The organism is Acidovorax facilis (assembly GCF_023913775.1).
Classification (GTDB): domain Bacteria; phylum Pseudomonadota; class Gammaproteobacteria; order Burkholderiales; family Burkholderiaceae_C; genus Acidovorax; species Acidovorax facilis.
The window spans coordinates 42,016-53,814 of record NZ_JAMXAX010000024.1; the positions used below are offsets into that span (position 1 = coordinate 42,016).

Annotated in this window: 9 protein-coding genes; 6 read left to right on the top strand and 3 right to left on the bottom strand. The window is 65.7% G+C overall.

Annotation, left to right across the window (positions count from 1 at the left end; translation table 11 throughout):
- Positions 1-156, top strand: coding sequence for an alpha-E domain-containing protein (locus NFX52_RS10075; RefSeq protein WP_082437570.1), 156 nt, complete (start codon positions 1-3; stop codon positions 154-156).
- The gene (locus tag NFX52_RS10080) at positions 150-1,109 is read left to right on the top strand and encodes an alpha-E domain-containing protein (RefSeq protein WP_055400923.1); all 960 of its coding nucleotides are present in this window, start codon (positions 150-152) and stop codon (positions 1,107-1,109) included. Before NFX52_RS10075 ends, NFX52_RS10080 begins: the two co-directional genes overlap by 7 nt.
- Positions 1,110-1,308: 199 nt before the next feature.
- Here the strand turns inward: NFX52_RS10080 and NFX52_RS10085 are convergent, their stop codons facing one another.
- The 3 genes from NFX52_RS10085 to NFX52_RS10095 are packed head-to-tail and all read right to left on the bottom strand — an operon-like array spanning position 1,309 to position 2,866.
- Positions 1,309-1,566, bottom strand: coding sequence for a hypothetical protein (locus tag NFX52_RS10085; protein WP_055400925.1), 258 nt, complete (start codon positions 1,564-1,566; stop codon positions 1,309-1,311).
- A 6-nt stretch (positions 1,567-1,572) separates the two neighbouring features.
- On the bottom strand, positions 1,573-1,905 hold the full coding sequence (locus NFX52_RS10090; protein ID WP_055400939.1) for a VF530 family protein: 333 nt from the start codon (positions 1,903-1,905) through the stop codon (positions 1,573-1,575).
- A gap of 43 nt (positions 1,906-1,948) precedes the next feature.
- Positions 1,949-2,866 carry a LysR family transcriptional regulator gene (locus tag NFX52_RS10095; protein ID WP_055400927.1) on the bottom strand — a complete coding sequence of 306 codons (918 nt, stop codon included), beginning with the start codon at positions 2,864-2,866 and terminating at the stop codon, positions 1,949-1,951.
- Positions 2,867-3,042: 176 nt separating this feature from the next.
- Here NFX52_RS10095 and NFX52_RS10100 point away from each other — a divergent pair, with 176 nt between their 5' ends.
- The 4 genes from NFX52_RS10100 to NFX52_RS10115 all read left to right on the top strand — a co-directional run bounded on the left by NFX52_RS10100 (position 3,043) and on the right by NFX52_RS10115 (position 10,808).
- On the top strand, positions 3,043-3,921 hold the full coding sequence (locus tag NFX52_RS10100) for an alpha/beta hydrolase (RefSeq protein WP_176886528.1): 879 nt from the start codon (positions 3,043-3,045) through the stop codon (positions 3,919-3,921).
- A 771-nt stretch (positions 3,922-4,692) separates the two neighbouring features.
- The gene (locus tag NFX52_RS10105) at positions 4,693-5,946 is read left to right on the top strand and encodes an efflux RND transporter periplasmic adaptor subunit (RefSeq protein WP_055400929.1); all 1,254 of its coding nucleotides are present in this window, start codon (positions 4,693-4,695) and stop codon (positions 5,944-5,946) included.
- Positions 5,947-5,974: 28 nt separating this feature from the next.
- Entirely contained in the window at positions 5,975-9,208 is a 3,234-nt protein-coding gene (locus NFX52_RS10110; RefSeq protein ID WP_207401996.1) for an efflux RND transporter permease subunit, read from the top strand.
- Between the two features lie 100 nt (positions 9,209-9,308).
- Positions 9,309-10,808, top strand: a complete 1,500-nt coding sequence (locus NFX52_RS10115; RefSeq protein WP_238385702.1) for an efflux transporter outer membrane subunit — start codon at positions 9,309-9,311, stop codon at positions 10,806-10,808.
- Positions 10,809-11,799 lie beyond the last annotated feature (991 nt).

Genomic DNA, 11,799 nt, shown 5'->3' on the forward strand with positions numbered 1-11,799 from the left:
ATGCTGAGCCGCACCGCCGACCATCTGTTCTGGATGTCCCGCTACACCGAGCGGGCTGAAAAGCCCCTTGGCATGGGGCTTTCGACACAACACCGCGTGCGTGCGCAGCACGTGCGGGGTTCTCAGCCCTGCTCGATCAAGGAGGCCGCATGCTGAGCCGCACCGCCGACCATCTGTTCTGGATGTCCCGCTACACCGAGCGGGCTGAGAACACCGCAAGAATGCTCAATGTGAGCTACGAGACCTCCCTGTTGCCCCAGGCTGCCGATGTGGCGCAGAAAGGCTGGGAGGGCCTGCTGTCCATCAGCGAGCTGATTCCTGCCTACACCGCCAAGCATGGCGAAGTGACGCCCGCCAACGTGCTGGAGTTCATGGTGCACGATGGCAACAACCCGTCGTCCATCCTGTCGTGCCTGCGTGCCGCGCGCGAGAACGCGCGGGCCGTGCGCGGTGCGTTGACCACCGAGGTGTGGGAGACGCAGAACCAGACCTGGCTGGAGCTGCACCGCCAGCTGGAGGGGGGCGCCTTTGAGCGCGACCCGGGTCAGTTCTTTGAATGGGTGAAGTACCGCTCGCACCTCTCACGCGGCGTGGTGCTCGGCACGATGCTGCAGGACGAGGCGTTTCACTTTTTGCGCATGGGCACCTTCCTGGAGCGCGCGGACAACACTGCGCGCCTGCTGGATGTGAAGTTCCACGCCGTGAAGAATGACTTTTTTGGCCGCCCCAGCGACCGCAACCAGGAAAGCGACTTCTACCACTGGAGCGCCATCTTGCGCAGCGTGTCGGCGTTCGAGGTGTACCGCAAGGTCTACCGCGATGTGATCACGCCGGGGCGCGTGGCCGACCTGCTGATCCTGAGCCGCGATATGCCCCGATCGCTGCACGCCTGTCTGCGCGAGGTGGTGGACAACCTGGCCGTGCTGGCCAACGGGCAGTCCGCCGAAACCAGCCGCAGGGCAGGGCGCTTGCTGGCCGACCTGCAGTACGGTCGCATCGACGAGATCCTGGCGACGGGCCTGCACGCGTTCCTCACGCAGTTCCTGGACCGGGTCAACGACCTGGGTGGCGGCATCAGCCGCGATTTTCTGGTGACGTCCGGCGATTGAAAACCAGCATGGCGGCGCCATGCAAGGCCAGCCCCGCTGCGTAGGGAATGAGCGGTGCCCAGGGAGAGCCCAGCCAGGCTCTTGCCTGCGCGCCACGCAGCCAGTCGGGCATCACTGCGCCCCAAGGGGCGTGCAGGCTCGTCTGCAGAATCCCATAGGTCGTCAGCCCCAGACCTACAGTCGCACCCAGAGCGATGCCCTAGGCCACCGGCAGCTTGCGGCGACCCGCCATGGCCATGAAGGCTGCACTGAAGAAAACCCCCAAGAACATGGTGGCCAGCCACGCCACGGGCCACCATCCTGCATCACCCCTTCCGGACTGAGCCGCCAGCAAAGCATTGAACCCACCGATGACGCCCAGCGTCAGCAGGGAGACCAGAAAATTGCGATACCGTGCGCTCAGCCGTGCCGAATACGCATTCGGGGTTGGCGATGCTTGGGGCGTGGTAGCGCGCATTGCCAGTCATTCTTGCGCGTTGCGCCGCTGGTCGCGCAGCATGAAGAGGTAAAGGCTCTCGACCTTCTCGCGCGCCCAGGGGGTTTTGCGCAAAAACTTGAGGCTGGAGCCCACGCTGGGGTCGATCTGAAAGCAGCGGATGGGGATCTGTCGGCCCAGCTCGTCCCAGCCAAAATAGTCTGCCAGGCCCACTACCATGGCTTCCAGCGTTACGCCGTGCAGGGGGTTGCGGGGCTGTTTGGCAGAAGCTGCTGGAGGTGTGGGCTCAGCAGCTTGCGCGGTGTGGCCGCCCTCGTTGGTGCGCGCGTCAGGGGTGGGGGTGGACTCGGTAGCGTTCATGGGCCCAAGCATAAAGGCCCCTGCCCGCCTTTGTGTAATGCCTTCACTGCGTGCGTTGCAGGTGGGTCTCGCGTTGAAACAGCTCGGCCGCCCAGTCCACAAACGCACGCACCTTGGCGCTCAGGTGGCGGTTGGGTGGATACACCACGTACACCGGCAGTGGCGGCTGGGTCCACTCGGGCATCAGCCGCACCAGGGCGCCATTTTGCAGGTGTTGTTGCGCCTGGTAGCTGGTGATTTGCCCGATACCCAGCCCCGCCAGCACGGACGTCACATAGGCATTGGCTTCATTCACGCTCAACTGGTAGGGACCCGTGATGTCGATGGATTCGGAGCCCTTGACGAACTCCAGCGGGTAGTGCCGGCCGCTTTGCGGAGAAAAATAGATCACGCTGGCGTGTTTTTCCTCGATCTCCAGCGGATGGGTGGGCGTGCCCTTGCGCGCCAGATAGTCGGGCGATGCCACCGTGATGAACTCCAGGTTGCCCACCCGCCGCGCCACCAGCGACTGGTCGCTGAGCTCGCCACCGCGAATCACGCAGTCCACGTTATCTCCGATCAGGTCCACGATGCGGTCGCTCACCCCCAGGTCCACCTGGATGTCCGGGTACCGTGCATGAAACTCTGCAAGGTTCGGAATGATGAGCAGCTGTGCCACCGACGTGCCGACATCGATGCGCAGGCGACCGCGCGGATTGGCGCGTGCATTGGTCATGCTGGCCTCGATGTCATCCAGGTCGGTCAGCAGCCGGACGGTGCGGTCGTAGTAGGCGGCGCCGTCGGGCGTCACTGTCACGCGCCGCGTGGTGCGGTTGAGCAGCTTTACGCGCAGGCGCTCCTCCAGCGCCTGCACATGCTTGGTCACGGTGGCTTTGGGCAGCGATAGCGAATCCGCTGCCCGGGTAAACGTGCCGGCCTCCACCACCCGCACGAATATGCGCATGGCCTGTATTTGGTCCATGGCTTCTCCTTGAATCTGGAACGTCAGCACCCACCGGTGGGTGCTGCGGAATTCTCACACGGGCACTGCCATTTGATTGTTGAGCTTTTGGAAACAGTGCGGTGGTGTTTGACCTGTTTATCTGAAAGGCCCGAGCCACTACATTTCATCCATCGTCAATCCAATGGGTACATGCCATGCAGCCCGACCAGCCGTCCTCGCTATCTTCCACATTGCCACCCGTTGCCAAACCCACCGAAGGGGGCAAGGCCGCCTCCGTGTGCTCCGACTCCACTATTGAAGTGACCAAGGGGCAGGATGTGGCCGTGCGCATGTATGGGCGCAAGAAGACGGGCCAGGCGTCGCCGGTGGTGGTGCATTTTCATGGAGGCGCATTTACCTCGGGGGGGCTGGACAACGGCTGCACCGTGGCCTCGCTGCTGGAAGGTGTGGGGGCCGTTGTGGTGTCGGTGGCGTACCCGCTCACCCCGTTCCCGCAGCCGGTGGACACGGGCTATGACGTGCTCAAGTGGGTGCACCGCAACCGCACCAAGCTCGGCGGGCAAGGTGCACTGGTCTACCTGGCGGGTGAAGAAGCGGGCGGCAATCTGGCTGCGGCTGTGGGGCTGATGGCGCGCGACCAGTCGCACCCGCCGCTGGCCGGGCAGATCCTGCTCTCGCCCATGCTGGACCCGTGTGTGGGCACAGCCTCGCTGCGCGAAGCCACGGGCAATGCCACTGGCTGCAAATGGGCCGAAGGCTGGCGCAATTTTCTGCGTTGCCCGCGCGATGCCGAGCACCCCTATGCAGTGCCTGCCGCAGCACACCGTCTGGCCGGCTTGCCGCCTACGCTGGTGCTGGTGGGCGACACCGACCCCATGCACGATGAGGCACTGGCCTATGCCGCCCGGCTGGAGGCGGCGGGCCTGCAGGTGACCCGCCATGTTTTCTCGAAAACGGCGCAGTGGCCCGATGCCTTGCTGCAAACCGGCCCCCACGAATGCCCTTGCGCAACCGGTGCGCAGGAACAGTTCCGCCTGTTCTTTGAAGCCACCCGATGTCCGGTGCCTTCCTGAGACCCTGAACCCGGCAAGGCTGTCTCCAGAAAGTCATTGACCTCAACTTTGGTTGAGGTTTGATACTGCGGCCTTACCGCCAACCATCTGGTTATCAACGCTGATTTTTCCGGCCCACACGTGCCGGAGGGAGAAGCTTTGCCCACGTATTTCTGCACGCCGAGCCCATCAGGGCGCAGACGGCGGGCAGGTGCCATTGATGTCAACGATACATACGGAGGAAATCACACCATGAACAACCCGTTGGGCGACTTGCCTGTCTGCAGCCACGGCTGTCACAACACACAGTGTTGCCGCGTCTTCTGACGTCGGCTTTGAGAACCTGTTCCAAATCTTTTCAGGGTCGCACAAGGTCCTTGCCGGGATGGGATGCAAGGCGCGGGGTGCAGCCAATAGCCCGGCTATTGGCAAGCGCCGCAACGCCGCAGACCGCCCGGCAAGGATCTTGCCCGAAGGGTTGGAGTGAAATCGGGTGATTGGACGCCCCGGCTGCTTGCATGGGCACGAGCCCATGCGGCGCATCCGAAGCATCCACTCCTCCCGATTGCACTCCAATGCGATCCCCGAAAAGATTTGGAACAGGTTCTCAGTGTCCCGGCGGTGTGCTGCCGGGGCCTTGACTTTGCCACGGTGTCATTGCCGAGACTGCCCATCTGCCCACGGTTGTGACACCTTTTTTGACTCTTGTCGGCACAACGCCACCTACCGGGGCGCGGCAGAAAACCTCCACCGGCTCGCTCCACAAGGGCGGCCTTAACGATTGAAACGACCATGAACTCCAATCCTCTCTCCAAGAGCCGCCCGCTGGGACTGGCCACCCTTGCCACTGCTGTGACGGCCACCGTGGCCGCCATCATCCTTGTGTTCCAGGCGCCCGCCGCCCAGGCCGATGGCACCCCTGCTGCGCCCCCGGCCATGCCGGTGTCGGTGGCGGCCGTGCTCCAAAGAGACATCGCCCTGTGGGACGAGTTCTCCGGCCGCCTCGAAGCCGTGCAGCGCGTGGACGTGCGCCCGCGCGTCTCGGGCGCCGTGCAGGCCGTGCACTTCCGCGAAGGCTCGCTGGTCAAGCAGGGCGAGCTGCTCGTGACGGTGGACCCCGCCCCTTACGCCGCCGAAGTGGACCGCGCCGAAGCCCAGGTGGTGGCTGCACAGGCACGCGTGTCGTACACCCGCAGCGAACTGGAGCGCGCCACGCGCCTGCTCGAAGAAAAAGCCATCGCCCAGCGCGAGCACGATGAGCGCCTGAACGCCCAGCGCGAAGCCGATGCCAACCTGCGCGCCGCCCAGGCCGCGCTGCAGACCGCGAAGCTGAACCTGGGCTACACCCAGGTGCGCGCCCCGGTGGCGGGCCGTGTGGGCCGCATCGAAGTCACCGTGGGCAACCTGGTGGCGGCCGGTCCGGGCGCTCCCGTGCTGACCACGCTGGTTTCCGTGAGCCCCATCTACGCGAGCTTCGACACCGATGAGCAGATCGTGGTGAAGGCCCTGGCCGACCTGCAAAGCGGCCAGCGCGGCAACAGCGCCCGCCAGCTCATCGAGCGCATTCCTGTGCAGATGGGCACCGGCACTGCGGGCGGCACGCCGCACGCCGGTCGCCTGCAGCTCATCGACAACCAGGTCGATGCCAAGAGCGGCACCGTGCGCGTGCGCGCCGTGTTCGACAACGAAGACGGCTCGCTCATCCCCGGCCAGTTTGCCCGCGTCCGCATGGGCCAGGCCCGCAACACGCAGGCGCTGCTCATCAACGAACGTGCGGTGGGCACCGACCAGAACAAGAAGTTCGTGATGGTGGTGGGCGAGGGCAACAAGGCCGAGTACCGCGAGGTCACCCTGGGCGCGCCGATTGACGGTTTGCGCGTGGTCACCTCGGGCCTGAAGGCGGGCGAGAACATCGTCGTCAACGGCCTGCAGCGCGTGCGCCCCGGCGCCGTGGTGGCGCCACAGCCTGTGCCCATGACCGCCAAGGCCGAGATTGCGGGTGATCGCAAGGAAGCCAAGAACGCCGCCAAGTCGCCAGCCGCCTGAGCGCGCTGGACACCAGGAATTTGCATCCATGAACCTGTCCCGTTTTTTCATCGACCGCCCCATCTTTGCCGGGGTGCTGTCGGTGCTCATCTTCCTCGGGGGGCTGATCGCATTGCGCGGTCTGCCCATCTCCGAATACCCTGAAGTCGCGCCGCCGTCCGTGGTGGTGCGCGCCCAGTACCCGGGCGCCAACCCCAAGGTGATCGCCGAGACCGTGGCCACGCCGCTGGAGGAATCCATCAACGGCGTGGAAGGCATGCTCTACATGGGCAGCCAGGCCACCACCGACGGCGTGATGACGCTGACCGTGACCTTTGCCCTGGGCACTGATCCCGACAAGGCCCAGCAGCTGGTGCAAAACCGCGTCTCGCAGGCCGAGCCGCGCCTGCCCGAGGAAGTGCGCCGCCTGGGCGTCACCACTGTGAAGAGCGCGCCGGACCTGACCATGGTGGTCCATCTGGTCTCGCCCAACAACCGCTACGACATCGACTACCTGCGCAACTACGCGGTGCTCAATGTGAAGGACCGCCTCGCCCGCATCGGCGGCGTGGGCCAGGTGCAGATCTTCGGCGGCGGCGACTACTCCATGCGTGTCTGGCTCGACCCGCAAAAGGTCGCGCAGCGCGGCCTGTCGGCCAGCGACGTGGTGACCGCCATCCGCGGCCAGAACGTGCAGGCCGCTGCCGGGGTGGTGGGCGCATCGCCCGGACTGCCCGGCGTGGACCTGCAGCTGTCCATCAACGCGCAGGGCCGTCTGCAGACCGAAGAAGAGTTCGGCGACATCATCGTCAAGACCGGTGCCGACGGCGCGGTGACGCGCCTGCGCGACATCGCCCGCCTGGAGCTGGGCGCGGCCGACTACTCGCTGCGTTCGCTGCTCAACAACGACCCGGCCGTGGGCATGGGCGTGTTCCAGGCGCCGGGCTCCAACGCGCTCGACATCTCGTCGAACGTGCGCGCCACCATGGACGAGATCCAGAAGAACATGCCCGAAGGTGTGGAGTACCGCATTGCGTACGACCCCACGCAGTTCGTGCGTGCCTCGATCAAGTCCGTGATCCACACGCTGCTCGAAGCCATCGCCCTCGTGGTGCTGGTGGTGATCCTGTTCCTGCAGACCTGGCGCGCGTCCATCATCCCGCTGCTGGCTGTGCCGGTGTCGGTGGTGGGTACGTTTGCGGTGCTGCACCTGCTGGGCTTCTCGATCAATGCCTTGAGCCTGTTCGGCCTGGTGCTGGCCATCGGCATTGTGGTGGACGATGCCATCGTGGTGGTGGAGAACGTGGAGCGCAACATCGAGGCGGGATTGACCCCGCGCGAGGCCACCTACCGCGCCATGCGTGAAGTGTCCGGCCCCATCATCGCGATTGCGCTGGTGCTGGTGGCAGTGTTCGTGCCGCTGGCCTTCATCAGTGGCCTCACAGGCCAGTTCTACAAGCAGTTCGCGGTGACCATCGCGATCTCCACGGTGATCTCGGCGATCAACTCGCTGACCCTGTCGCCCGCCCTGTCAGCACTGCTGCTCAAGGGCCACAACGAGCCCAAGGACGCGCTCACGCGCGGCATGGACAAAGTGTTCGGTGGCCTGTTCCGCGGCTTCAACCGCCTGTTCCACCGTGGCTCCGAGGCCTACAGCGGCGGCGTCAAGCGCGTGATCGGCCGCAAGGCGCTGATGTTCGTGATCTACCTCGCGCTGGTGGGGGCCACCATGGGCCTGTTCAAGATCGTGCCCGGCGGCTTCGTGCCCGCGCAGGACAAACAGTACCTCATCGGCTTTGCGCAGTTGCCCGACGGCGCCACGCTGGACCGCACCGAGAACGTGATCCGCCGCATGGGCGAGATCATGAAGGAGAACCCCAACGTCGAAGACGCGATTGCCTTCCCGGGCCTGTCGATCAACGGCTTCACCAACAGCTCCAACGCCGGCATCGTGTTCGCCACGCTCAAGCCCTTTGCCGAGCGCACCCGCGCCGACCAGAGCGGCGGCGCCGTGGCAGGCCAGCTGAACCAGGCCTTTGGCAGCATTCAGGACGCGTTCATCGCCATGTTCCCGCCACCCCCGGTGGCGGGCCTGGGCACCACGGGAGGCTTCAAGCTGCAGATCGAAGACCGTGCCTCGCTGGGCTACGAAGCCATGGACGGCGCCGTGAAGGCCTTCATGGCCAAGGCCTACCAGACGCCCGAGCTGACCGGCATCTTCAGTAGCTGGCAGGTCAATGTGCCGCAGCTGTACGCCAACATCGACCGCACCAAGGCACGCCAGCTCGGTGTGCCGGTGACGGACATCTTTGACACGCTGCAGATCTACCTGGGCAGCCTCTATGCCAACGACTTCAACCAGTTCGGCCGCACCTACAGCGTACGCGTGCAGGCCGATGCGGCCTACCGCGCGCGGGCTGAGGATGTGGGCCTGCTCAAGGTGCGTTCCAGCACCGGCGAGATGGTGCCCCTGTCGGCGCTGATGAAGATGGAGCCGAGCTTCGGCCCCGAACGTGCCATGCGCTACAACGGCTACCTGGCTGCTGATGTGAACGGCGGCCCTGCACTCGGTTATTCATCGGGCCAGGCGCAGGCCGCCATCGAGCGCATCGCGGCTGAGACGCTGCCCCAGGGCATCACCTTCGAGTGGACCGAGCTGACCTACCAGGAAATCCTGGCGGGCAACTCCGCCGTGCTGGTGTTCCCTCTGGCCATCCTGCTGGTGTTCCTGGTGCTGGCCGCGCAGTACGAAAGCCTCACCTTGCCGATTGCCATCATCCTGATCGTGCCCATGGGCATCCTGGCGGCCATGACCGGCGTGTGGCTGAGCAACGGCGACAACAACGTGTTCACGCAGATCGGGCTCATCGTGCTGGTGGGGCTGTCAGCGAAGAACGCGATCCTGATCGTGGAGTTTGCGCGCGAACTGGAGTTTGCCGGGCGCACCCCCGTGCAGGCCGCCATCGAAGCCAGCCGTCTGCGCTTGCGTCCTATCCTGATGACCTCACTGGCCTTCGTCATGGGTGTGCTGCCCCTGGTGCTGTCCACCGGTGCCGGCGCCGAAATGCGCAGCGCCATGGGTGTGGCGGTGTTCTCCGGAATGATTGGGGTGACGGCCTTCGGCCTGTTCCTTACGCCCGTGTTCTACGTGCTGCTGCGCAAGCTGGCAGGCAACCGCCCGCTGGTGGAGCATGGCACGCATGTGGCGCCCATCTCGCACACCCCGGGCAGCGGCGGCATTGCCCACCCGGTGCTGGCAGCGCCGCGCAAGGAGCACGAATGATGCTTTTGAAAACGGTGACAAGAAAAATCTTTGTGGCCCTCGCCACGTGCTCCGCGCTGCCGAATGCACCGGGCGTAACGACTGGGGCAGGAGAACAACCATGACCGAATTGCTTTTGAAGAAAAACTCCACCGAGGGTGCTGTCTTTGGCGTGCGCAAGCGCAGCCTGCTGGCGCCCCTGGCCGCCGCCCTGGTGCTGGCCGGTTGCATGACCCAGCCCGTGGCCCCCGCGCCGCATGCGGGTGTGCCCGTGCCCACCAGTTTCACGGCAGGCGGCGACGCACTGCCCGCGGCGCCCTGGACAGTCGCTGCCCCCGCCGAAGCGCAGCCGCGCGGCGAGTGGTGGCTCGGCTTTCAAGACCCGGTGCTGGCCGATCTGGTGCAGCGCGCGGGCCAGGCCAACACCAGCATCCAGCAGGCCGCCGCGCGGCTGGCCGAAGCGCGCACGCTGCTGCGTTCTGCCGACGCCGCGCGCTCGGTGCAAGTGGGCGCCTCGGCGGGCGTTGCACGCCAGGCCGGTGCCAACAGCACGGGCAGCGTGGTGCCATCCACGCTGGGCACGGCGGGGCTCAATGCTTCGTACGAGCTGGACCTGTTCGGCCGCCTCTCGCAAACCAGCGACGCCGCACGCCTCGACGCCGACACGCGCGAGGCCTTGCTCCAGAGCACGCGCCTCATGGTGCAGGCCGATGTGGCGCAAACCTACCTGCAACTGCGCGCCGTGCAGGCCGAGCAGGTGCTGGTGCAAGAGAGTCTGGCCGCTTACCAGGACACCCTGCGCCTGACACAGCGCCGCCTGCAAGCCGGCGATGTGGCCGAGCTGGACGTGGCCCGTGTGCAGACCGAGGTGGCGGCCACCGAGTCTGATGCCCTGGGCTTGCAGCGCCAGCAGGCCTTGCTGACCAACGCGCTGGCTGTGCTGGCCGGTGAGGTGGCCAGCGGCTTTGTGCTGCCGCCCGCAACGGGCGATGCCGCGTTGCCGGTGATTCCGCCGGGCGTGCCCGGCACGGTGCTGGCGCGCCGGCCCGATGTGTCGGCCGCGCAAACTGCCGTGCTGGCCGCGCAGGCACGCGTGGGCGTGGCGCAGAAGGCGTGGTTCCCGGCCGTCACGCTCACCGGCAATGCGGGGCATGCGTCGCCAGAGCTGGGTGACCTGTTCAAGTGGTCGGCCCGTGCTTGGGGCGTGAGTGCGCTGCTGTCGCTGCCGATCTTTGACGGCGGCCAGCGCGATGCACAGATCGAGGGCGCCAAGGCCCGCCTGGAGGCTGCGCTGGCGGACCATCGGGGGCAGGTGCTCAACGCGTTTCGTGACGTTGAGGACCAGTTGACCTCGCTGCGCTTGTTGTCTGGCCAGGCCGAGGCGCAAGGGCGTGCGGTGACTGCGGCGCGGCGGGCCACGCAGTTGTCGGATGTGCGGTATCGCAATGGCTTGGTGAGTCAGCTGGAGTTGCTGGACGCGCGGCGCAGCGAATTGCGCAATCGGCGGCAGGAGTTGCAGGTGCGGACGGCGCAGTATGTGGCGACGGTGGGGTTGATTCGGGCGCTTGGAGGCGGGTGGGGGGATCAGCCTGCTGTGAAGGTGGCGCAGGTGTCGCAGTAGTTTTTTTGAGTGATTTTGGCTGCTGGCGCTTATCTATCAAGCGGAGGTGGCTATTATTTTTGTAGCTACTGGGGTTGACTTGGGCCGTTCGGTCTGAGCTTGTCGAAGCTGGGGCGTGCTGGTTTGAAAAGCATGCTGGGGTTGAGGGCGGAGGCCGGGTTGTCGCCCCGGCGGGCGACTCACTTTTCTTTGCTTCGCCAAAGAAAAGTAAGCCAAAGAGAGGCGACCCCCAGTCTGCGACCCCTGCGCTTCGCTACGGGGCAAACCTGCGTCGGGGCGGTTGCGGGGTGCGCCGTGGAACTCGCTTTGCTGCTGCGCAGCGCCGCTCGGACAACCACGGCGAGTCAGTTCACGAAGCATGGGCGCTTCGACGCCCATGCCACCCCGCAACCGCCCCGCCGCAGGCGCAGCCAGCAGGGGTGGGGCAGCAGAACATCCGAACAGCCAAACTGCCCTTCGGGCCATCGCTGCGCTCGGCCCTGCCGCCGCAGCGCGTGGCGCTTGCGCCCGCGAGATGGGGCCGAGCGAAGCAATGGCCCGTGTGGAAGTCCGCTCCCCCGGGTTCCCTTCTGGATGCGCCTGGGGCGCGCAGGGCGCGGGGTGGCATGCGCGTCGGAGCGCGCATGCTTCGTGAACTGACTCACCGCAGTTGTCCGAGCGGAGCGCCGCAGGCGCGCAGCGAGTTCTGCGGTGCACCCCGTGACCGAGCACCCCAGGTTGCCCCGCAGCGCAGCGAAGGGGTCGCAGACAGTAGGGTCGCCCTTTCTTTGGTTCCTTTCTTTCGGCGACGCGAAAGAAAGGGACTCGCCCGCCGGGGCGACATCCCGGCCTCTGCCCTCAACCCAAGCACGCCGCCCAAACTAGAGAACGAGCTTCCACCGGCTCCGACAAGCTCAGCGCGAACGGGAAGGAGAGCCCCAATAACTATAAAAACAATAGCTGCCAGCGCTTATTCCAAAAGCGCCAGCAGCCAAAATCGTTCAAAAATCCC